The organism is Mycobacterium florentinum (genome assembly GCF_010730355.1).
GTDB lineage: Bacteria > Actinomycetota > Actinomycetes > Mycobacteriales > Mycobacteriaceae > Mycobacterium > Mycobacterium florentinum.
The window spans coordinates 2,964,506-2,986,664 of sequence record NZ_AP022576.1; the positions used below are offsets into that span (position 1 = coordinate 2,964,506).

The following is a 22,159-nucleotide window of genomic DNA, read 5'->3' on the forward strand; positions in this document are numbered from 1 at the left end:
TTGCGTTCTACTGCACCAGATGCCTACTATGACCCGATGACGACTACGGCAGCGCGGCCGGTGACCGAGTTCATGAACGACCCGATCGGCTTCTTCGGCCAGTCCTACACCCGGATGCACAGCATCGGTCGCGACGAGCTCGAAGAGCTGCAACGCGAGGCCATGGGTATCCGGTTTCGCGAGCACTACGAGCGCATCGAGATGCTGCGCAAACTGGCCGACCGGCTCGGCATCAAGGAACTCAATCAATTCAATGATGTGGTGCCGCTGCTGTTCTCGCACACCACGTTCAAGTCGTACCCGGCCGCACTGGTCGACAAGAAGCGCTTCGACCTGATGACCAAGTGGCTGGACAAGCTCACCAGCTACGACCTTTCGGGCGTGGATACCAACGGCTGCAACGGGATTGACGACTGGATCGACCGGCTCGATGCGCAGACTCCGCTGGAGGTGATCACCTCCAGCGGCACCACCGGCACCATCTCGATCCTGCCCAAGGACAAACGCGGCGCCGAGCAGGGCATGACGCTGTGGAAGATCTGCCTGTTTCAGACCTTCGGCCACGAACCCACCGACGCCGAACTCAACCCGGTCGTGGACGTGGTGTGGCCGAACTTCGCCAGCGGCAAGCTCGGCCACCTGCGCATTGCCAACATGATCAAACGCGGCTTCACCGGTGGCGACGAGAGCCGGTTTCATGCGCTCTACCCGGGCGCGGTCGACACCGACCTGATGTTTCTGGCCTCCAAGATGCGCGCCGCGGCGTCGCGCGGCGAGCTGGACCGGCTGGAGATCGACCCGGCGCTGGCCGCCCGCAAGGACGAATTCATCGCGATGCAGGCGCGCCAGGCCCAGGACACCGAGGCGTTTTTCACCCGCCTGACCGAACAGCTGCGCGGCAAACGGGTCTTCATGACCAGTGCCTTCGGCCAGATGTACGACATCGCCAGGGCAGGCCTGGACCGCGGCGTGCGCAACGTGTTCGCCCCCGACTCGGCGATCCTCACCGGCGGGGGCATGAAAGGCGTTGTGCTACCTGATGATTTCATGGAGGTTATCCAGGAGTTCCTCGGTGTCGACCGCATCCAGGTCGGCTACGGCTTCTCCGAGTCGAGCACCTTCCACTGGGGTTGCAGCGAGGGCCGTTACCACGTCGCACCATGGGTCGTGCCGTTCGTACTCGATCCGGAGACCAGCGAGCCACTGCCGCGCACCGGCGTGCAGACCGGACGCGCGGCCGTCTACGACATCCTGCTGCGCGCGCATTGGGGCGGCGTCATCTCGGGCGACGAGGTCACCATCGACTGGGACCTGCAATGCCCCTGCGGCCAGGCCAGCCTCGCATTCGAGCGCGACATCATGCGTTACAGCGAGAAACAGGGTGTCGAAGACGACCGGATCACTTGCGCCGCAACACATGAGGTGCACAACGAAGCGGTGAACTTCATGAAGGGCGTCGACCTGTGATCGCCTACACCGTCCCGCTGTTCTTGCGGGGAGAGGTGATCACCGACGACCTCGTACCGTTCGATACCCGTATCGGCGCCGCGCAGTTCCAGGCGCCGGACATGAGCAAGTACGTCGAGCGCCTGCCGCTCAAGAGCCCCGGCGCGATGAGTGACCTCTACGAGCTGAGTTTCGACGAGATCCTGGAAGTACTGGCGGCTTTGGGCGACGCGCTGGACTTCGATTCGAACACCCATCTGCAGGAAGCCTACGAAGCCTCGCTGGTGGCCAACGTGCTGCCGGCGGAGATGATGAAGAACAGCTATCTCGTGCTACGGCCGCTGTTTTCGCGGGACAACGTCACCGAAATCGCCGACAGCCAGGTCGGGCTGGACTACCTCAACGGATGGGTCCCGCACACGTTGCACGACGGACGCGAACTACGCGTGCGCGCCTTCGGCTCCCGCATGCTGCACATCCCGGCGGGCAACGGCGGATTGGTGTCGGCGGTGACGATCCTGCGGTCGGTGATCACCCGATCCGACGTCATCATCAAGGCCCCGTCCAACGATCCGCTCACCGCGATCGCGATCGCCCGCACGCTTGCCGATGTCGCGCCGGACCATCCGATCACCCGGCACCTGGCGGTCGGGTACTGGAAGGGCGGCGATCTCGAAGTGGAGGAAAAGCTCTATCAGCCCCAGCACATCGAAAAAATCGTGGCGTGGGGCGGGATGGCGTCGGTCAAACACGTAACCCGGTACATCCAACCGGGTTTGGAGCTCATCGCGCTCGACCCGAAACGCAGCGCGACGATCATCGGCGCCGAGGCATTCGCCGACGACGACACCCTGCGCGAGGTGGCGCGGCGTGCGGCGACCGACATCGGCGTGGCCAATCAGGAGGGGTGCGCCAACGCGCGGGTCATCTACGTGCTCAGCGGAACCGACGCCGAGGGCCTGGCCAACGCGAACCGGCTCGGCGAATTGATCTACCACGAACTCGTCTCGCTGCCCGACATCGTCAGCACCCCGCCGCGCTATCCCAACCGCGAGTTGCTGGATCATCTCGAGGCATCCCGCATGACCGACGACTTCTATCGCGTCATCGGCGGCGAGCGACGCGAAGGCGCGATCGTCGTCTCCCAATTCGACGAGCCCGTCGACTATTCGCCGATGCTGTCGGGCCGCGTCGCCAACATCGTGCCGGTCGATAGCATCGACAAGGTGACCGCTGCCGTCAACGCCTACACTCAGACCATCGGCATCTATCCCGAGTCGCTCAAGCGACAGCTGCGAAACACGCTGCCGCTGTTCGGCGCCCAGCGGCTGACCAGCCTCGGCTACGCGTGCAGTGTCGCGATCGCGATGCCCCAGGACGCCATCGAGCCGATCCGGCGGATGTGCAAGTGGATCGTCGACGAAGAATGCGACCCCACCACGGTCGTTCCGCTTTGGCAGCTGGCCCGGCAATGAGCGAACGTCGGACCGCGCTGGAGGTCGTCGAGGGAATCGACCTGTCCGGCAAGGCGTGTGTGATCACCGGCGCGTCGGCCGGCCTGGGCCGCGAGTCGGCACGCGCGCTGGCCGCCGCGGGCGCCCACGTGATCCTGGCCGCCCGCAACCCGGAGGCGCTGGACGAGGCCGCGCGGTGGGTACGGGACGAGGTGCCGGGCGCGACGACCTCGACGGTCGAACTCGACCTGACCGCACTGACCAGCGTGCGCGCGGCGGCGGCGGCGATCCGCGAGATCGCGCCGGCGGTGCATGTGTTGATGAACAACGCCGGGGTGATGTTCACCCCGTTCGGCCGGACCCGGGACGGGTTCGAATTGCAGATCGGGACAAATCATTTCGGACACTTCGAGCTGACCCGGCTGTTGATCCCGCAGCTGGCCGCGGCCGGGGGCGCGCGGGTGGTGATCCTGTCGTCGGCGGGTCACGTGATGGGTGACGTGGACTTCGACGATCCGAACTGGGAGCGCCGCGACTACGACAAATTCGCGGCATACGGCGCCGCCAAAACGGCGAACATCCTGCACGCCATCGAGGCAGATCGGCGGTTGCGCGAGTTGGGAATTCGCGCCTACGCCGTGCATCCCGGTACCGTTGCCACCTCGCTGGCCAGGTATATGTCGCGCGACGACTTCTCCGACCTTCGCAAACTCGTCGTGGACAACAGCACGCTGCGCGGCGAAACGACCGACGGCCGACTTGACTTCTCCACTCCCGAACAGGGTGCGGCCACCCAGGTGTGGGCCGCGGTCAGCCCCGAGCTGGCTGATCGGGGCGCTCTGTATCTGGAGGACTGCACGGTCGGCGAGACGGGCGCGGCGTATGCGCGCGACGAGCAGCGGGCCGCCGAGTGGTGGACCCTGTCCGAAAAGCTTTGCGACAGCGCATGAGTAGGCTGGAACGGCGCAAGCTCGAGATGCGGGAGAAAATCCTCGTCGCGGCGTTCGACCTGTTTCTGGCGCAGGGGGTCGCGGCCACCACGATCGAGGAGATCTGCGAACGCGCCGATGTCGCCAACCGGACGTTCTTCAACCACTTCGCGACCCGTCAGGACATGATCCGCGCGCTGGCCGAGCGGCGGCTGGTCAACCTGCACGATGTCGTCTTCGACCGCGCCGACCAACCGATCCCGGCGCGGTTGATCGGGGTTTTCGACGACATCGGCACGACGCTGGTCAAATCCGGCGACACGTACCGCGAGCTGATCGGCGAGATGCTGGCCACCTCCGGCTACGGCATACAACGCGGGTTCAACCTGCACGCCACGTTCGGCGAGCTCATCAAGGAAGGCGTCGCACGCGGCGAGGTCGGCACCGGCCACGACGCAAACACCTTGGCCGACATCATCGTTGGTGCACTCTCGGGCGCCATCGTCAATTGGACGCTCGATCGCACCTACTCGCTGGAAACCAACCTGCACAACCTCGGTGTCGCGCTGGCCGACCTACTCAAGAGCTGAGCCGGGCCGCCTCGAGATCGTCGAGCCGGATGCGCAGCAGCGCCTGGCTCTGCGCGGCGGTGACGAACAGCTCGTCGGCCCGTTCGCCGCCGATACAGATATTGGTGGGTAGCGAACCGGGCGGCAGCGTGATCGCCGCGACACACTCGCCCGCCTCGTCGACGACGTCGACGCGGTCCGCGCCGGTCAGCGCGACCCAGTAGTCGCCGCGGGCGCTGACGGCCATCCCGTCGGGCCAGCCGTTGACGAACGTGTGCAACAACTCGGGCGGCCCGGAAGTCGGGAGCGAATACGACAGTAGCCGCGACGAAATTGTCGCCGTGACAAGCAATCTGGTGTTGTCGCGGGAGAAGCCCAGGCCGTTGATGAACACCGGACCATCGTCGATGATGCGCTGGGTCGCGCCCGAGGCGACATCGGTCGCATACACATGCCCGGGCGGGCCGGCATCGGGATCGCTGATGTCGAATTCGGCGCGGGTGTCGGTGATCCATAGCCGCCCGTCGGGCCCGAACATCAGATCGTTGGGGGCGCCCAGACCCTCCACCAGATAGTCGATCCGCGAGCCCGTGATGACCTGGACGCCGGGTTCCGCGGAACCGCTTGCGCCCCAGGCGCCGCCGTTCTGGGCGACATACAGGGTGCCGTCGCCGCCAACCGTCAGGCCGTTGGGCCCACCGCCGGTCTCGATGCTTTGCACCGGCGCGCCCGCCGGGTCCGCGATGTACACCCGGCCATGGCTGATCGACGTCAGCGCCACCCGGCCGTCCGGCAGCCACACCGGGCCCTCGGTGAAGCCGAGCCCGTCCGCGATGACGTCGATGCGGGTACTCACGGCTCCGGCAGGGCTTTCCAGTCATGGGACGCCCGCGAAGTGTATCGCGGGGGCCGCCGGTCGACGAACGCGGCGACGCCTTCACTCGCGTCGGGGGTGCCCATCACGCGGTGGTGCAACTGCGTTTCCAGCGAGGCGACCTGGCGCGGCGTGTAGCCGTGAATCGCGGTGTCCCACAACAGCCGTTTGCTCAATGCCGCCGACATCGGGGAAACATTGACCGCGATGTCGCGGGCCAGCTCCAGCGCGGCGTCGAGCACCTGTACGGCGGGCAACGACCGATTCGCGATGCCGAACGCCACGGCCTCCGGCCCGTCGAACGTCCGCCCGGTCAGCAGCACCTCGGCAGCCACCGCGAGATTGGTCAGATGCGCCAGCGTCCAGTGCGCCATGCAATCGGGTATCACTCCCCGGCGCACCTGCACCACACCATATTTGGCGTCCTCGGCGAGGATGCGAATATCGGCCTGCAGCGCGATGGTCAGCCCGATTCCGATGGCGTGGCCGTTGACGGCGGCGATCACCGGTTTGCGCAATTCGAACGCCGCCGGGTCGATCGGCGATGCGGAGAAGGCCGCATCGTCTCGCGGGCTGTCGAACGGTGTTGCACCACCGGAGAAGTCGGCTCCGGCGCAGAACGCCCGGCCCGCCCCGGTGACGACGATGGCCCGGACGTCGTCGTCCTCGTCGCACTCCCGGTAGGCCCGGCTCAACAACGCGCCCATCTCCGCCGTGTAGGCGTTGAGGTGCTCGGGCCGATTGAGCGTGAGCACCGCCACGCCCGCGTCGACCTCGACCACCAGATCGGCGCTCATCGTCGGGCGGGGGTCCGGTGCAGGGCGTCGATCAGTGCGGCGAGGTCCGCGCTCGGTGGCGTGTAGCCAGGGAAGTAGCAACACACTTCGTCGACGCGATCGCCGAACCGCTCGGCGATCTGCTGGGCACACTGCTGCGGAGTTCCGACGATCCCGATCCGCGCCACCATGTCGTCGGTGATCAGGGCGCGCATCTCGGCGAAGCGGGCCTGCTTGGACAGCGCGTTGAGTTCCGGCTGCAGCTCCGCGGAGCCCTCGACCTCGAGCACCGGCAGGTAGGCCGGGGTCGAGCCGTAGAACGCGATCAACGAGGAGACGCCGTTGACGGCGGCGGCCAGGTCCGTCTCGTTGCTGCCCACCGCGACCATGGCCTGGGCGATCACCGGAAAGTCGCCGGCCTTTCGATCCGAACGGCGCAGTCCCTCGTTGATCGCGGGGATGGTGCGCTCGGCGAAGTGGCGGGTGCTGTTGAACGGCATGACCAGCAGGCCGTCGGCGACTTCGGCCGCCGTGCGCGTCATGATCGGGCCGAGTGCCCCCATCAACACAGGGGGCGGCCCGAACGGGTTGGGGCCCGGGTTGAAGTTGGGCGTCATCAGGGTGTGGGTGAAGAACTCACCGCGAAAGTTCAGGGGGGACTGGCCTTCCCACGCCGCGAATATCGCCTTGATCGCCGCGATCGTTTCGGCCATCCGCGCCGCCGGCCGATCCCACGTGCTGCCGTAGCGCTTTTCGATGTGAACCTTGATCTGCGAGCCCAGCCCGAGCCGAAATCTGCCGCCGCTGAAGACCTGCAGATCGTAGGCAGCGTGCGCCATGTGTATCGGACTGCGGGGCGCGGCGATCGCGACGTTGGTCATCACGTCCAGGCTGGTCTCGTTGGCCGCGACGATCAGCGGGAAGAACACGTCGTGCGGGCCCTCGAAGGTGAACAGGCCGTCCGCGCCGGCCTCGGCGATCTCGGCCGCACTTGCCGACGCCTCGGTCGGCGATCCGTTGACTTGCAGATGTACTTTCACTCAACCGTCCAGTCGCGCAATCAGTTTCCCTATAGGAAAGCACACCCCTACTCCGACAACTGGAACTCCACCATCTCGGCGATCGCATCGACCGCTTCGCCCAGTGCCGCGAGCCGGTCGGCCGCCGAGGGCGCCGACAGCACGGCATAGCGGTCGGCCGCGCCGATCGGGATCCGCGTGGCCAACGTGTACAGCCGCTGCCCGGGGTCAGTTTCGGCCGGGCCCAGCAGCACCTCGCGCTCCGGCAGCTCGGCGTCGCGCGCTTGCGCGATCCGCTCGAACAGGGCCATCATCCGGTCCTCGACGTCGACCAGCTGCGCCGGGGTGACCGTGTCCCCGGCCTCGTCGGGCCACGGCGACACCGACGCCCGCGGGTAGGGATCGTCGGGCAGCCACTCGCGTACCCGAATCCGCTCGCCGGTCCGGCAGCGCAGGCAGTACCGGTCCGCGCCCTGTTCGACGCATTCGTCGATCGCGCACAGCACACCGACGTCGCAGCGCGAGTCGCCGCCACCGACCTCACGCCCGCGCGCGATCAGCACCACGCCGAAGGGTTCTCCGGTGTCGACGCAATGCCGCACCAATGCGACGTAGCGAGGCTCGAAGATGCGCAGCGGCAGATCCTGGTTCGGCAGAAACGCCGACTCCAGCGGAAACATCGCCAGCTCCATCAGATCTCCAGCTCGCCCACCAACGCGTCGACGACCGCGCGCAGATCGCCGTCGTGCTCCTCGGCCACCCGCCGCTGCCGCTGATAGGAAGCGCCGTGTTGCCAGATCTCCTCCACCGACGCGAGTTCGTCGCTGCAGTGCAGCGACTTGGCGACCGGCTCCAGCCGGGTGAGCACATCGACGAGGTCGTCGGTGACCAGGCGCTCGTTGCTGTCGGCGTCCTGGATGATCACCGCGTCCAGGCCGTAGCGCGCCGCGCGCCACTTGTTCTCCTGGTTGTGCCACGGCGGCATCGTCGGCAACGACTCGTCGGCGTCCAGCCTGCGATCCAAGTCGACCACCAGGCAATGCGTCAGCGCGATCAGCGCGCTCAGTTCACGCAGGTTGGACACGCCGTCGCAGACCCGCACCTCGAGCGTGCCCAGATGGGGCGAAGGCCTGATATCCCAACGGACTTCGTCGACATGGTCGATGATGCCGGTCTTCTTCTGGTCGTAGACGAACCCCTCGAATTCCGGCCAGGTCTGAAACTGGAACGGCAGCCCGGCGGTGGGCAGCTGCTGGAACATCATGGCCCGGTTGCTGGCGTATCCGGTGTCCACCCCGCTCCACCATGGTGAAGACGCCGACAGCGCCAGCAGGTGCGGGTAGTAGCGCAGCAGTGAGGTCATGATCGGCATCACCTTGTGCGCCGAGGAGATCCCGACGTGCACGTGCACACCCCAGATCAGCATCTGCCGCCCCCACCATTGGGTGCGCTTGATGAGCTCGGCGTAGCGCGGCGCATCGGTGAGCTTCTGGCTACTCCACTGCGCGAACGGGTGCGCGCCGGCACAGAACAGCTCCATGCCGCGGGCCCGGACGATTTGGCGTGCGGGGCCCAAGGTTTCGCGCAGATCCTCGATCGCCTGCCCGGTGCACTCGCAGATGCCGCTGACCACCTCGACGGTATTGCGCAGCAATTCCTTGTGCACGCGCGGGTTTTCGCCAATCTCGGCGATGACGGAGGTGGCCTCGTTGCTCAGGTCGCGGGTCTGCGCGTCAACGAGCGCGAACTCCCACTCCACACCGAGCGTCGGCCGCGGCGACCGGGCGAAATCGATGTGCGCATCGCCCTTTCTCGAGGGTCTGTTAACCGGCACCAATGACACCGCACGCCACTCGCTTGCCGGCGTCACCAGTGCTCATCGTCATCGCATCCGGCCCCGGCGTCCCATTGGTCTGGCTGTAGCGCTCCGGCGGGATGTTGCCGAAATTGTCGGCTCCGGCATGGATCATGATCGCGGTCTTTTCACCGCTCAGCAGGTCTTCCATAGTGAAGGCGTCCGTGGTTGTCACCAACATCCCGGCACCGTCTTTGCGAACCTCCAGCGAGGTGAGGTCGCCGCTGGCGGGCTCGTTCGAGTGGCCGGGCGCCTGGTAGTGGCCGCCCGCGGAGTTGAAGTCACCGGGAGCGCCGCCGGTGGGGGCAACCGAATTGGCCTCGCACTTGCCGACTTTGTGGATGTGCACGCCATGGAAGCCGGGTGTGATGGCGCCGACGCCGGTCGTCGCGATCGTGATGGTGGCATAGCCGTTGCTGAATTCGAACGTCGCGGTCGCGACCTGGGTGCCGTCGGGCGCCCGCAGATGGGTGGTGATGCTTTGCTTGCCCTCACCCTCCGTCTTTCCGGCGGACGGCGCGGGTGATCCCGTCCAGACGGCCGGCGTGGTACCCGGGACCGACGATGCGTGCTGGGGCGAGGAACACCCACTCAGCAAAGCGACACTCGTGGCGGCAGACAGTGCGGAGATGATGGCGACGGCATTGCGGTGACCGGCAAGCGTAGGCATAGCGAGAGCCTAACCCGGCTCACGACCCTGAGTCAGCCCGCGACCAAGACGATTACGCCGGGCGGTTCACCACTGAGCGCGGGAATGCGCGTCTCGACCGGCGCTCCGAGGTTTTTGCCGACCGCGTCCGCCGTGGCGTGCTCGCCGTCGGCGTCGGTGAAGTACACGGTCGTGACCGTCACTTCGGGTAACGACAGGTTCCCGACGTCGACGACCTTGAAACCGCCGGCCTTGAGTTGGTCCGCGGCGCGTCCGGCGACACCTTCTTTGCCGGAGATGTTGAACACGTGGACCTCGGCGTCGGTGGCCGCGGGCTTCGGGCTGGCCGAGGTCGATGCGGACGAGCTGCTGGAGCTGATCGCATTCGAGGCCGTCGAGGCCGAGTCGTCGTCGGACTTCCCCGAAGAACTCAGCGCCTGCCACCCGAGCAGCAAAAAGATGACCCCGAGAAACAACAGCACCATCACCATGGCCCGCAGTGGGAGCCCCGTGGAATCGGGAACACGCTCTTTCATCGAGCCCTACTGTAGCTAGTCAGGTCACCTCGAAGCCGAGGCGCCGCGCTGCACGCGCTTTCTGACGGCTGGCCCGCAGCCGTCGCAACCGCTTCACCAGCATCGGATCGGCGGCCAGCGCTTCTGGCCGATCCACGAGCGCGTTGAGCACTTGGTAGTACCGCGTGGCCGACATCGAGAACAGCTCTTTGATCGCGTCTTCCTTGACACCGGCGAATTTCCACCACTGACGCTCGAAGGCCAGGATGTCGTGTTCGCGTCGGGTCAGCCCGTCGGCGATTTCAGCATCGTCCCCCGATCGATTTGCCCGCGCCATGGCGCTGTCCATATCGCTTCCCCTGGACCCTTCCGCCGAATTCTCTGTAGCTCTACTGACTTGACTTACACCGGGGCATGTTTCGGCGAATATTGAATCACGCCGCGAACCCTCAAGCCCTCATCCAGACCCGCGAGTCGGCGGATTGCCTACATTGCTTACTTCGCGGCCCTTTAAGCTAGCCGACCATGGCAGTCGTACCCATCCGTATTGTGGGTGATCCGGTATTGCACAACCCGACCGCGCCGGTGCCCGTCGACGCCGACGGTTCGCTACCGGCAGACCTCGCCGGACTGATCTCCGACATGTACGACACGATGGACGCCGCGCACGGCGTCGGGCTGGCCGCCAATCAGATCGGACACGGGCTGCGGCTGTTCGTCTACGACTGCGCCGACGAGCGCGGGATGACCGAGCGCCGCCGCGGCGTGATCATCAATCCGGTCCTGGAAACCTCCGAGATACCCGAGACCATGCCGGACCCGACCGACGACGACGAGGGGTGCCTCTCGGTCCCCGGCGAGTCGTTTCCCACCGGACGCGCGAAATGGGCACGGGTCACCGGGCTGGACGCCGACGGCAAACCGATCACGATCGAGGGCACCGGACTGTTCGCCCGGATGCTGCAACACGAGACCGGGCACCTGGACGGATTCCTCTACCTGGACCGCCTGATCGGCCGGCATGCCCGCGCCGCCAAGCGGACCGTCAAATCGAACGGCTGGGGCGTACCCGGGCTGTCCTGGATGCCCGGCGAGGGACCGGATCCCTTCGGTCACTGATGGTCTCGTGGCCGGATCTCGGAACCCGGGTGACGGTTCGGTACCGGCGCCGGCCCGGATCGGTCCCGCCGCTCACGGACGCGGTCGGACACCTGCTGGCGGTGGATCCGATGGTGCGGGTGCAGACGAAGACGGGCGCGGTCGCCGAATTCGCCGCCGCCGACGTGGTGGCGCTGCGGGTACTGACCGACGCACCGGTGCGCACGTCGCAGATCCGCGCCCTCGAGCATGCCGCCGCGACGGCCCGGCCCGGCACCGAGCAGGCCTGGCTGAACGGCTGGCTGCTGCGGGCCGCCGACGACGGCGGCGTTGCCACCAATTCGGCAGTGCCACTAGATATTTCCGCCCGGCTCGGCTCGGTGCCGGCGATCGTCGCCTGGTACGACCAGCGTGCGCTGACCCCGGTGCTGGCCATCCCGGAACGCCTGCTGACCCCGCCGCGCACCGCGGTCGCCGATCACACCGAGCGCGTGCTGGTGCGTGACATGGCTGACTACACGGCCGCAGAAATCGACCCGGCGGTCACGGATGCAGCCGTGACCAATGCCCCCGACGGCACTCGGTGGGTGGGACTTTCGGCGCCGCGCGAAGAGCTGCTGGCCGGCGGTGCACGCCGCGGCGCCACCCGCGCCTACCTTGTCGTCGCCGAGCACGACACCGGCACCGCCAGCCTGGCCGAGAGTCTGGGCTTCCGGCTGCACCACCGCCGTCGCTACTTCGAAGTCCGGTCGAGCGCCTGGGATACCGTCTAGCCATGCCCGACGGCACAGTTGATGGCGGCGACCCTCCCCCGCAAGCGGGAGGTACCCCCGTGCACCCGGCTTCGCCGCGCGTCCGAATAGCGACCTGGAATGTCAACTCGATCCGCACTCGCCTGGACCGCGTCGTGGACTGGCTCGCCCGCGCCGAAGTCGACGTGCTCGCCATGCAGGAGACAAAGTGCTCCGACAGCCAGTTCCCCGCGCTGCCGTTCGTGGAACTCGGCTACGAGGTCGCCCACGTCGGCTTCAACCAATGGAATGGCGTGGCGATCGCCTCTCGCGTGGGCCTGGACGATGTACAGATCGGATTCGACGGCCAGCCCACCTGGAGCAGCAAGCCGGAGGTGGCGGCGGCCACGGAAGCCCGCGCCCTGGGCGCCACCTGCGGCGGTGTGCGGGTGTGGAGCCTGTACGTTCCCAACGGCCGCACCCTGGCCGATCCGCACTACACCTACAAGCTGGAATGGCTTGCCGCCCTGCGTAATACGGCCGCCGACTGGCTGCACGACGATCCCACTGCGCAGATCGCGATGGTCGGCGACTGGAATATCGCACCGACCGACGACGACGTGTGGAGCATAGAATTCTTTGCCGGCGCTACGCACGTCTCGGAGCCGGAGCGTCAGGCGTTCAATGCCATTGTCGATGCGCAATTCACTGACGTCGTTAGGCCTTTCACACCGGGTCCCGGTGTCTACACCTACTGGGATTACACCCAGCTCCGCTTTCCGAAGAAGCAAGGCATGCGCATCGATTTCATCCTCGCCTCACCCGCGCTGGCCGGCCGGGTGGCCGATGCGCAGATCGTCCGGGACGAGCGCAAAGGCAAGGGGCCGAGCGATCACGCACCGGTTTTGATCGACCTGAATCCTGAATAGACCAGCGAAATACCAGACCACTTCGCGTTGTCTGCGCGTTTGCGACGTGGCAGCATTTCCCACTGTTAGATGCGTGAACAATTTTCGTGGCTGCTGTTGACGTCCCGTTCGGCGGGTATACATGTTGCTACGCGGTTTGCGTACGAAAGCAACCGAGGAACCGGGAGTCATCATGGGTGTCGTCGGAGGGGCAGTCCGTAACGCGGGGAAAACGGTCAATCGCGCGGCAGATGCGACCACCGCCGCCGCGGGCGCTGTCGGGGGCGCCGCAATCAGTGGAATCGTCGGCGGGGTCACCGGGGCGGCGGAGGGCATCAAGCGCGGCATCAGCTCGGGTAGTCATTCGACACCGGCGGCCGCCCTGGCGATCGGTGCGCTGGGGGTGGCCGGGCTGGTCGAGTGGCCGATACTTTTGGCCGTCGGCGGTGGCGCGCTGGTGTTGCGCCGGCTGAACCACAAGCCCGAGCTGCCGGCCAAAGCCAACCTCAAGCCGGTACCGAGCGAGTCGACGCCACCAAAAGCCGCCCCGCGTAAATCTGCCGCCAAGACGCCCGCCAAGAAGACGGCGGGACGTCGGGCCGGTGCCGCCGAGTTGCGCAGCACCAACTGATAGGAAGCCGACTTACGCGGACGCGCGTTGCGGACGGCCGTGGGGCCGCCCGGCGGCGTGCGCTGACGGGTCCGGGCAGAGCGTCCGCCGAGGTCCCGAAACCACTCGAGACGAAAACCGTGGCGTCCTGCGATACGTCCGATCGGGCTGGACGATCTCCACGATCCCGACGCGCCAGAGAAGCGCATAGAGTTCGAGTAACGGCACCCGCAGCACCGAAGCAACAGATGAAAATATCGGATCGGCCAGGGAATCGGTCGTCGACATAAGTCCGACGGTGACCAAGTCACCCGGCGAGTTGGGAAACCCCTCGTTACTGAAAGGCAAATGATGGCGGAAAAGAAAACTCGCCGTGCAACATCTCAACGCGATGCGGTGGAGAAAATTCGCCAAGGCGAAACCTTCGCCGTGAGGCTGCCGGTGGTCGGGCAGACCGAGATTCCGCGGCCCGAACAGCTGGCCTATTACGGCGGCCTGGCCGCGCTGGCCGCCCTGGAACTGATCGACTGGCCGGTCGCCTTGGTGATCGCCGCCGGACACCTGCTGGCCAGCAATCACCACAACCGGCTGCTGGAAGAGATCGGCGAAGCGATGGAAGAGGTCTAGCGGCCGTTATCAGGCGGAATGTGCTCGTGGATCGTCAGCAACAGATGGTCGAACTGGCTCCGCACGGCCGTTGACACCGGGGGCAGATTGCCGACCTCGTGGATCAGTTGCTTGGCCAGCGTGCGCAACTTGATGTTGGTCTCCTGCGAGCGCCACTGCAGCGCCCGAAACGCCTGGTCGGGGCTGACCCGGTAGACGGCCATCATTACGCCCTTGGCCTGCTCGATGGCGGCGCGGTTTTCGAATAGATCGGGCAGCGCCTCGTCGAGCACTTCCTGACGGCTTTCGTGACGGGCCTCGTCGAATGTGCCGGTCAGGTCGATGTAATAGCCGGACGTCCCCCGTACCGCACCCGACTTGTCGTCCACGATGCGATCGGCCACCACGATCGCCTCGTGCACGCCGCCGGACGTGTCGACAAACCGGTGACGACGGGAGAAGGACTCCCCGGAGTGCAGCGTGTGGTGGAGTAGATCCCGGACGTGCTCCCGGTCGTCGGGATGCTTGTGGGACAACATCAGTTTCGTCGTCGGGGCCACCGTCCCGGGCTCGTAGCCGTGCATCCGGGCGACCTCGTCGGACCATTCCCAGCGCTCGCCGTCGAACCAGAACCGGAAGCTGCCGACGTTCAGATAGGTATGCGCGGCGCCCCCGGTTCCGCTCGTCGGCTGATTCCGCGTCGCGGTGAATGTGGCGCCCGTTTGCCTGGGCTGCTGCACCTGGTCATCATCGCATTTCGGGGAATTCACCGTCGAGCAGTCCGCGCAATCTGGAGCACTTCTGCGCGCCCGTGCGGCGCGGATGGTCCGCGGTGGGGGTAACGTCGCGTGCGGGCGTTTTAGCCACCGAAAAGTAAACAACCGCGGGAGCGCACGCCGAGTGTGCTGAGAGGACGGCTTGGGGCCGTCGACCGTACGAACCTGACCGGGTAATGCCGGCGTAGGGAGCTGAAAAATGACCGCAATCGTCGAGCCATCCGTCACCACCGGGCCGATCTGGGGCAGCACCAAGGCCTACCGGGAGCTCCCCGAGGTTTCCGGGGCGCGAGTGCCGTTGCGCCGGGTGAACCTGTCCAACGGAGAGCACTTCGACCTGTACGACACCTCCGGGCCGTACACCGACCCGGACGCCGTGATCGACCTGACCGCCGGGCTGCCGCCACGACCCGGCGTGATCCGCGACCGCGGTACTCAGCTGCAGCGCGCCCGCGCCGGCGAGATCACCGCCGAGATGGCGTTCATCGCCGTCCGCGAGGGCATGCCCGCCGAGCTGGTGCGCGACGAGGTCGCCCGCGGACGCGCGGTGATCCCGGCCAACCACAACCACCCCGAGATCGAGCCGATGATCATCGGCAAGACGTTCGCGACCAAGGTCAACGCGAACATCGGCAACTCGGCGGTGACGTCGTCGATCGCCGAGGAGGTCGACAAGATGGTGTGGGCGACCCGCTGGGGCGCGGACACCATCATGGACCTGTCCACGGGCAAGAACATCCACGAGACCCGCGAGTGGATCCTGCGCAACTCACCGGTGCCGGTCGGCACCGTGCCGATCTACCAGGCGCTGGAAAAGACCAACGGCGACCCGACCGAACTGACCTGGGAGCTCTACCGCGACACCGTGATCGAGCAATGCGAGCAGGGTGTGGACTACATGACGGTGCACGCCGGCGTGCTGCTGCGGTATGTGCCACTGACCGCCAAGCGGGTCACCGGCATCGTGTCGCGCGGCGGGTCGATCATGGCGGCCTGGTGCCTGGCGCATCATCAGGAGTCGTTCCTGTACACCAACTTTGAAGAGCTCTGCGACATCTTCGCCCAATACGACGTCACCTTCTCGCTGGGCGACGGACTGCGGCCCGGCTCGATCGCCGACGCCAACGACGCGGCGCAGTTCGCCGAGCTGCGCACCCTGGGCGAGCTGACCAAGATCGCGAAAGCCCATGGCGTGCAGGTGATGATCGAGGGCCCCGGGCACGTCCCGATGCACAAGATCGTCGAGAACGTGCGGCTGGAAGAGGAGCTGTGCGAGGAGGCCCCGTTCTACACGCTGGGGCCGCTGGCCACCGACATCGCGCCGGCCTACGACCACATCACCTCGGCGATCGGCGCAGCCATCATCGCCCAGGCCGGCACCGCGATGCTGTGCTATGTGACGCCCAAGGAGCACCTCGGCCTGCCGGACCGCAAGGACGTCAAGGACGGGGTGATCGCCTACAAGATCGCCGCCCACGCGGGCGACCTGGCGAAGGGTCATCCGCACGCCCAGGATCGCGACAACGCGCTGAGCCAGGCGCGATTCGAGTTCCGGTGGAACGACCAGTTCGCGCTGTCGCTGGATCCCGACACCGCGCGGGAGTACCACGACGAGACGCTGCCCGCGGCGCCCGCCAAGGCCGCGCACTTCTGCTCGATGTGCGGGCCGAAGTTCTGCTCGATGCGCATCACGCAGGATGTCCGCGACTACGCCGCCAAGCACGGCCTGGAGACCGAAGAGGACATCGAAGCCATGCTCGCCGCCGGCATGGAGGAGAAGTCCCGCGAGTTCGCCGAGCACGGCAACCGGGTGTATCTCCCACTTACCACGCAGTGACGACCGCAAGCGCGGCGGAGCCGGGCGGTTACCTGCCGCTGCCGGCGCCGGGCGCGACGCCGCTGCGGGTGTTGTCCATTGCGGGATCGGACTCCGGCGGCGGCGCGGGCATCGAGGCCGATATGCGCACCATCGCGCTGCTGGGCGTGCATGCGTGCGTCGCTGTTACCGCGGTGACCGTGCAGAACACCTTGGGAGTCAAGAGCTTTCACGAGATTCCCGACGACGTGGTCGCCGGCCAGGTCGAAGCGGTGGTCACCGACATCGGCATCCAGGCCGCCAAGACCGGGATGTTGGCGTCGCCGCGCATCATCGACACCGTCGCCTCCACCTGGCGCCGGCTCGGGTTGACCGTTCCGCTCGTTGTCGACCCGGTGGCGGCGTCCATGCACGGTGATGCGCTGATGGCACCGGCGGCCCTGGATTCGCTTCGCACTCAACTGTTTCCGTTGGCCACGCTGGTGACGCCGAATCTCGACGAGGTGCGACTGCTGGTCGGAATCGACGTGGTGGACGGCGAGTCGCAGCACGCGGCGGCCAAGGCCCTGCACGCGCTGGGTCCGCAGTGGGTGCTGGTCAAAGGCGGTCACCTGCGCTCCTCGCAGCGCAGTTGCGACCTCCTTTATGACGGCGCGGATTTCCGCGAATTCGACACGCCGCGGATCGCGACCGGCAACGACCACGGTGGCGGCGACACCCTGGCGGCCTCGATCGCCTGCGCGCTGGCAAACGGGTTCACCGTGCCCGCGGCTGTCGAGTTCGGTAAGGGCTGGGTCACCGAATGCCTGCGCGCCGCTTACCCACTCGGCCGCGGCCACGGCCCGGTCTCCCCGCTGTTCCGGTTGTCATGAATCTCGAGGCGATAGCGGGCATCGCGCACCAACCCAAGGGTGATCCACAAGGGGTCGTTATGCTCACCCACGGTGCCGGAGGAAACCGCGAATCCGGGCTGCTGCAACGGATTTGCGACGAGTGGGCGCGGCGTGGCTGGCTGGCGATTCGGTACAACCTGCCCTACCGCCGGCGCCGGCCCAAGGGGCCACCATCGGGCTCGGCGGCCACCGACCGCGCCGGAATCGACGAGGCAATCGTGTTGTGCCGCAGCCTTGCCGACGGCCCGCTCATCGCGGGTGGACATTCCTACGGCGGCCGGCAGACGTCGATGGTGGTCGCCGAATCGGACCCACCCCAGGTCGACGTCCTGACGCTGTTTTCCTACCCGGTCCATCCGCCCGGAAAGCCGGAACGACCGCGCACCGAGCACCTGCCCGCCATCCGGGTGCCGACCGTGTTCACCCACGGAACGTCCGACCCGTTCGGCACGCCGGCCGAGGTTCGCGATGCCGCGGCGCTGATCGCGGCCCCGACCGAGGTCGTTGAAATCACCGGCGCCCGACACGACTTGGGCTCGAAGACGCTCGACGTGCCCGCGCTCGCCGTCGACGCGGCGCTGCGCCTGTTGGGCTGAGCGCGTTACTGCCCCGGCAGGGTGCAGGTGGCCGGAAGCAGCAGAACCGCGGGCCACAGTGCGGCGGCTTCACCGAATCCGGCGAGGTCCGCACCGATCGGGGTCACCTTCGACCATTCCACTTGCAGGTCGCGAACCCGGTCGGGATGGACGATGGCCCAGCAGAAGCCGATCAGGAGGTAGGGCAGGGCGAGCCACAAGGCCAACTCGATGACCGCCTGGACCGAAACCGGACGCGAGAGCCCGCGCCGAATGCGGGCCATTCCTGCCGCCAACGCTGCCATATGCGCAACGATAGGTCAGACATCCAGAACGGAGGAGTCGGTGATCGCCAAACTGCGACAGTTGCTGAACTACGAGATGACGATTGCCGAATGGATCGCGCTCGCGGTGCTGCTGGGCATTCCCTACTCGATCGTGGGGCTGATCTGGTCGTCGACACATACCGACCATCTGCGCGGTATGCAGGGCGCCGATCTGGTGGTGTCGTTTCTCGGCTCGATCGTCTCCTGGCCGGTGCTGCTGTTCTCCAACGTCTGCATGACCTGACCGCAAACCCAATTTAGTCAGTCCAAACTGGACAGTTTTAACTGTCTGGTTTACGGGGGAGGCATGGATGGCATCGGCGAGTCCGCCGCGACGGCAACCCGCGATATTCGAGTGGTGTTCAGCCGCCTACGACGTCGGCTGAGAGATGTCGACGTCCGCAACGATCTCACCCCGTCGCAAACAGCGGTGCTCACCCGGTTCTGGAAAGAGGGGGCATCGTCGGCCAGCGCGTTGGCCGGCGCAGAGCGGGTACGCCCCCAGTCGATGGCCACCATCCTGGCCGCCCTACGCCAACGCGGACTCATCGAGCGCGCGCCCGACCCCGAAGATGGTCGGCGCCAGGTGGTCTCGTTGACCGAGGCGGGCCGTCAGCGCGCTGAAAGCGACCGCCAAGTGCGGGAGGAGTGGCTGGCACGCGTCCTGCAGGAGCGCTACTCCGAACCCGAGCGTCGCACCATACTCAACGCGCTGCCATTGCTCGAGCGATTGACAGAATCATGAAAGGGCTTTGGTTGCAATGGAATTAGGTGTGCACTTCATCGACTTTCTGCCCGGCGACCCGGCGCAGCTGGGTCCGACATTGGCGGACGCGGCCAAGACTGCCGAGCAGGCCGGCGCGACGATGTTTACCCTGGCCGACCATTTTCTGCAGATGGAAAATATGGGACGGCCCGCCGAAGATCCATTCCTGGAGGGCTATACATCGCTGGGTTTCCTTGCCGGGTAAACAAATAAGATCAACCTGACCCTTTTGGTCACCGGTGTCACCTACCGCTATCCGGGGGTGCTGGCCAAAACGGTCTCCACACTGGACGTCCTGTCGCAGGGGCGATCGATGCTGGGTCTGGGCGCTGCGTGGTACGACCGCGAGCACGGGGCCCTGGGCATTCCGTGTCCGCCGCTGAGCCAACGCTTTGAGATGCTCGAGGAGACGCTGCAGATCTGCGGGCAGATGTGGAGCGATGTCGACGGGCCCCACGACGGCAAGCACTATCACCTGGCCGAGACGATCTGTGAGCCGCAGCCGATTCGGCGCGCGCCGATCCTGATCGGTGGCGACGGCGAGAAGAAGACGCTGCGGCTGGTCGCGCAATATGCCGACATCTGGAACAGCACGGTTCAAGAGCCCGACGGGCTCCAACACAAGGTCGGCGTGCTGAACCGGCACTGCGAGACGGTAGGCCGGGATCCCGGCGAAATCCGCGAAACCGTAGGCGCTCTTACCGACCCGTTGAGGACGTCGACGGGTATCTGAAGACCGTAGAACGCTACGCCGAGTTGGGATTCGAGATGATCAACGTCGGTCCCCTGCCGGGCAACCCCGATCCGGTCGGCTTCATCCGCCGCTTTGGCGATGAGCTGGTTCCCCGACTCGCTGAGATCGGTTGAGCACCAGAGTTTTCAGGCAGCGACCGCCGACGGCGCAACGCTATCGACGACGAGCACCACGGCCGGGGCACCCGAATAACGGTGGTGTTCTTCCATGCTCCCGCTGATCACCGAGAAGATCGCGCCAATGATGCCGAACACGATCAGGACCGCGCCGATGGCTATCCCCGCAATGGCCAATCCACGGCCACCTTCACCGGTCTGCTTGATCTTGCCCAGTGCAAGGATGCCGAAGATGATGCCCAGGATGGGCCCGATGCCGCACAGCCAGCCCAACAACGAACAGACCAACGATGCGATGGCCATGCCATTGGTGCCGACTGCCGGCGGATACGCCGGACCCGGCGGAGGCGGATAACCCTGCCCCGGTGGAGGTGGATAACTCGGCCCCGGTGGGGGCGAATAACCCTGCCCGGGCGGCGGATACCCGGAATCCCCCGGCGGCGGCGGATAGCTAGGCGGTTCTTCCGTCACGGACGCCTCCTGAGGTCAAGTGGCCCACACTCTACGCCAAGCTCAGGCGGGATAGCGCGAATAGCACGCGTCCATGTTACCGGCCACGCCGGCGCGGAACGCCGCTATGCGCGTGAAGCCGGCCGGCACACTGGTCCCGTCCGCATCGCTGGCGACCATGTGGTTGGTGAGCAAACCAGCGACCGCCTCGTCGAGGTCGCCGGCGGTCAGCACCAGCTCCTTGTGCGACGGGGTGTCGATCGGTTCGGCCATCTTGCGGTGCACCAAACCGGTCAGGCACGCGGTCCGCAGCGCGGTCCACGGGCTCTGCATCGGTAGACCGCGTTCGTGTTGTACCGCAAGCGCGTATCGCGACATGAGGATCGACAGGGCGGTGTCGTCACCTTGCGGCAGGGTGTGTTCCTTCTCGTCGGAGACCTTCGCCATCGCCGCCAGGCCGGCCAGGTCGACCATGATGGTGTTGGTGGCCGGGCAGTAGGACGCGGGTGGACTGGGCTTCGCGTCCGGGCAATCGGTCGTATGGAAGGACAGGGTCGGCGCGCTCTTGGGCGAGAACACCTTTCCCAACAGCTCCATCAGCGTCGACAGCGTGTCCTCGTTGATCGGGACCTCGCCGGTCTCCTGCTCGCCGTTGGGATCCGTCTGCAAGGCGTTGGGCAGATCACCGCGGCGCTGCGTGATCTCCTGCTTGTTGATTCCTGCGCAGGCCGAAGCCCCACTGATGAAACCCATCTGGAAGGCAGAGACCCGGTCCAACGCCGAGCCGTGCTCGTCGTCGTTCTCCGTCTCGGCGTCCATCACCGGGTCACGGGTGACGATGATCCCGGCCAGTACATGGTCGAGGCCGTCGGCGGTGCTCAGCGTGAAGCGCGGGGATTTGCCGGCCGCAACCCAATACAGATAGACGCCGGCGAAACAGTCGGCCTGCTGCTCACGAACGATCGTGAGGTCTCTTTTCGTCACCAGGCTCGCCATCTGCTGCAGGGCGTGGCCGAATTCGTGCGCCAGCACACCGGTGACGGACATGTCGCCGAAGTACTTTTGCGCGACGGGCATGAACACCGCGCGGTCCCAGGCAATCAGGTTGCAGCGGGACGTGAAAAAGGCGTTGACGAGCTTGTACGTGTCGTTGTGGCAAACGATCGGACTGCTCGGGTCGTTGGAGTCGTAGGAGACCAGTTTGGCGACGGGAAGGAACGTTCCCTTCAGCGACTGGCTGTACGTCGATTTCCAGTAGTCCTCGATATCGTTGACCGACAGCAACGACAACTTGTCGATCGCCCCGTTGTCGGTGTTGATCACCGTGCCGGTCGGCGCGGGTCCGTTCGCGCGGATGCCGCTGGGACCGTCGGTGGCGGGAAGGTCGCCCACCCGGAATGGGTCGTTGAGCATCGACAGGGCCCGCCCTTCGAGGACGGTCGAACAGCCCGCTACCACGAAGACGGTCGCTGCACAGGCAATTGCCGCCCTCAGCGAACCGATTACGGCGCTCCTGCGACCACGGTGGGACCGGCGTCGACTGTGCCTGCGGTTCATCATGCCCAACCTCATCCCGACCGGCCGCCCGGCAGCATCAAAGGGTTCTCATTCTAGGTCCGCTGGTTGAACAGCGTAGCGAAAATGACAG

Annotated in this window: 27 protein-coding genes, 1 pseudogene and 1 riboswitch; of the genes and pseudogenes, 15 read left to right on the top strand and 13 right to left on the bottom strand. The window is 66.2% G+C overall.

Features of this window, described 5'->3' with window-relative positions:
* Window positions 1–36 precede the first annotated feature (36 nt).
* The 4 genes from G6N55_RS14020 to G6N55_RS14035 are packed head-to-tail and all read left to right on the top strand — an operon-like array spanning window position 37 to window position 4,419.
* Entirely contained in the window at window positions 37–1,467 is a 1,431-nt protein-coding gene (locus G6N55_RS14020; RefSeq protein WP_085222715.1) for a long-chain-fatty-acid--protein ligase, read from the top strand.
* Window positions 1,464–2,921, top strand: coding sequence for an acyl-CoA reductase (locus G6N55_RS14025; RefSeq protein ID WP_085222714.1), 1,458 nt, complete (start codon window positions 1,464–1,466; stop codon window positions 2,919–2,921). The genes G6N55_RS14020 and G6N55_RS14025 overlap by 4 nt, the downstream gene beginning before the upstream one ends.
* Window positions 2,918–3,850, top strand: a complete 933-nt coding sequence (locus tag G6N55_RS14030; protein WP_085222713.1) for an SDR family NAD(P)-dependent oxidoreductase — start codon at window positions 2,918–2,920, stop codon at window positions 3,848–3,850. The genes G6N55_RS14025 and G6N55_RS14030 overlap by 4 nt, the downstream gene beginning before the upstream one ends.
* Complete coding sequence (locus G6N55_RS14035; protein WP_085222712.1) at window positions 3,847–4,419, top strand: TetR/AcrR family transcriptional regulator; 573 nt, start codon at window positions 3,847–3,849, stop codon at window positions 4,417–4,419. The genes G6N55_RS14030 and G6N55_RS14035 overlap by 4 nt, the downstream gene beginning before the upstream one ends.
* Here G6N55_RS14035 and G6N55_RS14040 read toward each other — a convergent pair.
* Genes G6N55_RS14040 through G6N55_RS14075 form a run of 8 tightly spaced genes read right to left on the bottom strand, consistent with a single transcriptional unit; the run spans window position 4,409 to window position 10,435 of the window.
* Window positions 4,409–5,254: an SMP-30/gluconolactonase/LRE family protein gene (locus tag G6N55_RS14040; protein ID WP_163667335.1), complete on the bottom strand. Its 846-nt coding sequence runs from the start codon at window positions 5,252–5,254 to the stop codon at window positions 4,409–4,411. The two genes, G6N55_RS14035 and G6N55_RS14040, sit on opposite strands and share 11 nt — an antisense overlap.
* Window positions 5,251–6,069: an enoyl-CoA hydratase-related protein gene (locus tag G6N55_RS14045; RefSeq protein WP_085222710.1), complete on the bottom strand. Its 819-nt coding sequence runs from the start codon at window positions 6,067–6,069 to the stop codon at window positions 5,251–5,253. Before G6N55_RS14045 ends, G6N55_RS14040 begins: the two co-directional genes overlap by 4 nt.
* The gene (locus G6N55_RS14050) at window positions 6,066–7,088 is read right to left on the bottom strand and encodes a TIGR03617 family F420-dependent LLM class oxidoreductase (protein ID WP_085222709.1); all 1,023 of its coding nucleotides are present in this window, start codon (window positions 7,086–7,088) and stop codon (window positions 6,066–6,068) included. Before G6N55_RS14050 ends, G6N55_RS14045 begins: the two co-directional genes overlap by 4 nt.
* A 47-nt stretch (window positions 7,089–7,135) precedes the next feature.
* The gene (locus G6N55_RS14055; protein ID WP_085222708.1) at window positions 7,136–7,759 is read right to left on the bottom strand and encodes an LON peptidase substrate-binding domain-containing protein; all 624 of its coding nucleotides are present in this window, start codon (window positions 7,757–7,759) and stop codon (window positions 7,136–7,138) included.
* Entirely contained in the window at window positions 7,759–8,910 is a 1,152-nt protein-coding gene (locus tag G6N55_RS14060) for a glutamate--cysteine ligase (protein ID WP_085222707.1), read from the bottom strand. The genes G6N55_RS14055 and G6N55_RS14060 overlap by 1 nt, the downstream gene beginning before the upstream one ends.
* The gene (gene sodC / locus G6N55_RS14065; RefSeq protein ID WP_085222706.1) at window positions 8,891–9,592 is read right to left on the bottom strand and encodes a superoxide dismutase[Cu-Zn]; all 702 of its coding nucleotides are present in this window, start codon (window positions 9,590–9,592) and stop codon (window positions 8,891–8,893) included. Before sodC ends, G6N55_RS14060 begins: the two co-directional genes overlap by 20 nt.
* Before the next feature lie 32 nt (window positions 9,593–9,624).
* A complete protein-coding gene (locus G6N55_RS14070) occupies window positions 9,625–10,107 on the bottom strand; it encodes a LytR C-terminal domain-containing protein (protein ID WP_085222705.1) in 483 nt (160 codons plus the stop codon).
* Window positions 10,108–10,126: 19 nt separating this feature from the next.
* Window positions 10,127–10,435: a DUF3263 domain-containing protein gene (locus G6N55_RS14075; protein ID WP_003873790.1), complete on the bottom strand. Its 309-nt coding sequence runs from the start codon at window positions 10,433–10,435 to the stop codon at window positions 10,127–10,129.
* Window positions 10,436–10,611: 176 nt separating this feature from the next.
* Between G6N55_RS14075 and G6N55_RS14080 the strand changes: the two genes are divergently transcribed.
* The 4 genes from G6N55_RS14080 (at window position 10,612) to G6N55_RS14095 (ending at window position 13,454) form a co-directional block, all read left to right on the top strand.
* Window positions 10,612–11,205: a peptide deformylase gene (locus G6N55_RS14080; protein WP_085222704.1), complete on the top strand. Its 594-nt coding sequence runs from the start codon at window positions 10,612–10,614 to the stop codon at window positions 11,203–11,205.
* Window positions 11,205–11,957 carry a GNAT family N-acetyltransferase, cg3035/Rv0428c family gene (locus G6N55_RS14085; protein ID WP_085222703.1) on the top strand — a complete coding sequence of 251 codons (753 nt, stop codon included), beginning with the start codon at window positions 11,205–11,207 and terminating at the stop codon, window positions 11,955–11,957. The genes G6N55_RS14080 and G6N55_RS14085 overlap by 1 nt, the downstream gene beginning before the upstream one ends.
* Window positions 11,958–11,959: 2 nt before the next feature.
* Window positions 11,960–12,844 (top strand): exodeoxyribonuclease III, encoded by an 885-nt coding sequence (locus G6N55_RS14090; RefSeq protein WP_085222702.1) that lies wholly within the window; start codon window positions 11,960–11,962, stop codon window positions 12,842–12,844.
* A 172-nt stretch (window positions 12,845–13,016) separates the two neighbouring features.
* On the top strand, window positions 13,017–13,454 hold the full coding sequence (locus G6N55_RS14095; protein ID WP_085223025.1) for a hypothetical protein: 438 nt from the start codon (window positions 13,017–13,019) through the stop codon (window positions 13,452–13,454).
* Between the two features lie 12 nt (window positions 13,455–13,466).
* Here G6N55_RS14095 and G6N55_RS30130 read toward each other — a convergent pair whose 3' ends face one another.
* Window positions 13,467–13,721, bottom strand: coding sequence for an Rv1535 domain-containing protein (locus G6N55_RS30130; protein ID WP_085222701.1), 255 nt, complete (start codon window positions 13,719–13,721; stop codon window positions 13,467–13,469).
* A gap of 63 nt (window positions 13,722–13,784) precedes the next feature.
* Here G6N55_RS30130 and G6N55_RS14100 point away from each other — a divergent pair, with 63 nt between their 5' ends.
* Window positions 13,785–14,060 carry a hypothetical protein gene (locus G6N55_RS14100; RefSeq protein ID WP_139826871.1) on the top strand — a complete coding sequence of 92 codons (276 nt, stop codon included), beginning with the start codon at window positions 13,785–13,787 and terminating at the stop codon, window positions 14,058–14,060.
* Here the strand turns inward: G6N55_RS14100 and G6N55_RS14105 are convergent.
* Window positions 14,057–14,779 carry a PAS and ANTAR domain-containing protein gene (locus G6N55_RS14105; RefSeq protein WP_085223024.1) on the bottom strand — a complete coding sequence of 241 codons (723 nt, stop codon included), beginning with the start codon at window positions 14,777–14,779 and terminating at the stop codon, window positions 14,057–14,059. The genes G6N55_RS14100 and G6N55_RS14105 overlap by 4 nt on opposite strands.
* A 133-nt stretch (window positions 14,780–14,912) precedes the next feature.
* A riboswitch (TPP riboswitch) is annotated at window positions 14,913–15,023 on the top strand.
* Here G6N55_RS14105 and thiC point away from each other — a divergent pair.
* The 3 genes from thiC to G6N55_RS14120 all read left to right on the top strand — a co-directional run bounded on the left by thiC (window position 15,015) and on the right by G6N55_RS14120 (window position 18,120).
* Complete coding sequence (gene thiC / locus G6N55_RS14110) at window positions 15,015–16,652, top strand: phosphomethylpyrimidine synthase ThiC (RefSeq protein WP_085222699.1); 1,638 nt, start codon at window positions 15,015–15,017, stop codon at window positions 16,650–16,652. Its footprint overlaps the riboswitch before it by 9 nt.
* Entirely contained in the window at window positions 16,649–17,503 is an 855-nt protein-coding gene (gene thiD, locus G6N55_RS14115) for a bifunctional hydroxymethylpyrimidine kinase/phosphomethylpyrimidine kinase (RefSeq protein ID WP_085222698.1), read from the top strand. Before thiC ends, thiD begins: the two co-directional genes overlap by 4 nt.
* On the top strand, window positions 17,500–18,120 hold the full coding sequence (locus tag G6N55_RS14120; RefSeq protein ID WP_085222697.1) for an alpha/beta hydrolase family protein: 621 nt from the start codon (window positions 17,500–17,502) through the stop codon (window positions 18,118–18,120). Before thiD ends, G6N55_RS14120 begins: the two co-directional genes overlap by 4 nt.
* 5 nt (window positions 18,121–18,125) lie before the next feature.
* Here the strand turns inward: G6N55_RS14120 and G6N55_RS14125 are convergent, their stop codons facing one another.
* Window positions 18,126–18,404 carry a hypothetical protein gene (locus tag G6N55_RS14125; protein ID WP_139826870.1) on the bottom strand — a complete coding sequence of 93 codons (279 nt, stop codon included), beginning with the start codon at window positions 18,402–18,404 and terminating at the stop codon, window positions 18,126–18,128.
* A gap of 76 nt (window positions 18,405–18,480) precedes the next feature.
* On the opposite strand from G6N55_RS14125, the gene G6N55_RS14130 reads away from it, so the two are divergent.
* From G6N55_RS14130 to G6N55_RS14140, 3 genes and pseudogenes are all read left to right on the top strand, one after another.
* Complete coding sequence (locus tag G6N55_RS14130) at window positions 18,481–18,669, top strand: hypothetical protein (protein ID WP_276072467.1); 189 nt, start codon at window positions 18,481–18,483, stop codon at window positions 18,667–18,669.
* Between the two features lie 63 nt (window positions 18,670–18,732).
* Window positions 18,733–19,170, top strand: a complete 438-nt coding sequence (locus G6N55_RS14135; RefSeq protein ID WP_085222694.1) for a MarR family transcriptional regulator — start codon at window positions 18,733–18,735, stop codon at window positions 19,168–19,170.
* A gap of 16 nt (window positions 19,171–19,186) precedes the next feature.
* Window positions 19,187–20,058, top strand: a pseudogene (locus G6N55_RS14140) (LLM class F420-dependent oxidoreductase).
* 12 nt (window positions 20,059–20,070) lie between these two features.
* On the opposite strand, the gene G6N55_RS14145 reads toward G6N55_RS14140, so the two are convergent.
* Window positions 20,071–20,532, bottom strand: a complete 462-nt coding sequence (locus tag G6N55_RS14145) for a DUF4190 domain-containing protein (protein ID WP_085222693.1) — start codon at window positions 20,530–20,532, stop codon at window positions 20,071–20,073.
* Between the two features lie 42 nt (window positions 20,533–20,574).
* Window positions 20,575–22,068 (bottom strand): neutral zinc metallopeptidase, encoded by a 1,494-nt coding sequence (locus tag G6N55_RS14150; protein WP_085223023.1) that lies wholly within the window; start codon window positions 22,066–22,068, stop codon window positions 20,575–20,577.
* Window positions 22,069–22,159 lie beyond the last annotated feature (91 nt).

Bases quoted from the DNA above. Each gene is read 5' to 3' on its own strand.
- G6N55_RS14075 (WP_003873790.1), bottom strand. From the start codon at position 10,435: ATGGACAGCGCCATGGCGCGGGCAAATCGATCGGGGGACGATGCTGAA.
- G6N55_RS14035 (WP_085222712.1), top strand. From the start codon at position 3,847: ATGAGTAGGCTGGAACGGCGCAAGCTCGAGATGCGGGAGAAAATCCTC.
- G6N55_RS14080 (WP_085222704.1), top strand. From the start codon at position 10,612: ATGGCAGTCGTACCCATCCGTATTGTGGGTGATCCGGTATTGCACAAC.
- G6N55_RS14130 (WP_276072467.1), top strand. From the start codon at position 18,481: ATGACGATTGCCGAATGGATCGCGCTCGCGGTGCTGCTGGGCATTCCC.
- G6N55_RS14150 (WP_085223023.1), bottom strand. From the start codon at position 22,068: ATGAACCGCAGGCACAGTCGACGCCGGTCCCACCGTGGTCGCAGGAGC.
- G6N55_RS14120 (WP_085222697.1), top strand. From the start codon at position 17,500: ATGAATCTCGAGGCGATAGCGGGCATCGCGCACCAACCCAAGGGTGAT.
- sodC (WP_085222706.1), bottom strand. From the start codon at position 9,592: ATGCCTACGCTTGCCGGTCACCGCAATGCCGTCGCCATCATCTCCGCA.
- G6N55_RS14100 (WP_139826871.1), top strand. From the start codon at position 13,785: ATGGCGGAAAAGAAAACTCGCCGTGCAACATCTCAACGCGATGCGGTG.
- G6N55_RS14085 (WP_085222703.1), top strand. From the start codon at position 11,205: ATGGTCTCGTGGCCGGATCTCGGAACCCGGGTGACGGTTCGGTACCGG.
- G6N55_RS14125 (WP_139826870.1), bottom strand. From the start codon at position 18,404: ATGGCAGCGTTGGCGGCAGGAATGGCCCGCATTCGGCGCGGGCTCTCG.
- G6N55_RS14070 (WP_085222705.1), bottom strand. From the start codon at position 10,107: ATGAAAGAGCGTGTTCCCGATTCCACGGGGCTCCCACTGCGGGCCATG.
- G6N55_RS14135 (WP_085222694.1), top strand. From the start codon at position 18,733: ATGGATGGCATCGGCGAGTCCGCCGCGACGGCAACCCGCGATATTCGA.
- G6N55_RS14090 (WP_085222702.1), top strand. From the start codon at position 11,960: ATGCCCGACGGCACAGTTGATGGCGGCGACCCTCCCCCGCAAGCGGGA.
- thiC (WP_085222699.1), top strand. From the start codon at position 15,015: ATGACCGCAATCGTCGAGCCATCCGTCACCACCGGGCCGATCTGGGGC.
- G6N55_RS14095 (WP_085223025.1), top strand. From the start codon at position 13,017: ATGGGTGTCGTCGGAGGGGCAGTCCGTAACGCGGGGAAAACGGTCAAT.
- G6N55_RS14030 (WP_085222713.1), top strand. From the start codon at position 2,918: ATGAGCGAACGTCGGACCGCGCTGGAGGTCGTCGAGGGAATCGACCTG.
- G6N55_RS14020 (WP_085222715.1), top strand. From the start codon at position 37: ATGACGACTACGGCAGCGCGGCCGGTGACCGAGTTCATGAACGACCCG.
- G6N55_RS14045 (WP_085222710.1), bottom strand. From the start codon at position 6,069: ATGAGCGCCGATCTGGTGGTCGAGGTCGACGCGGGCGTGGCGGTGCTC.
- G6N55_RS30130 (WP_085222701.1), bottom strand. From the start codon at position 13,721: ATGTCGACGACCGATTCCCTGGCCGATCCGATATTTTCATCTGTTGCT.
- G6N55_RS14055 (WP_085222708.1), bottom strand. From the start codon at position 7,759: ATGGAGCTGGCGATGTTTCCGCTGGAGTCGGCGTTTCTGCCGAACCAG.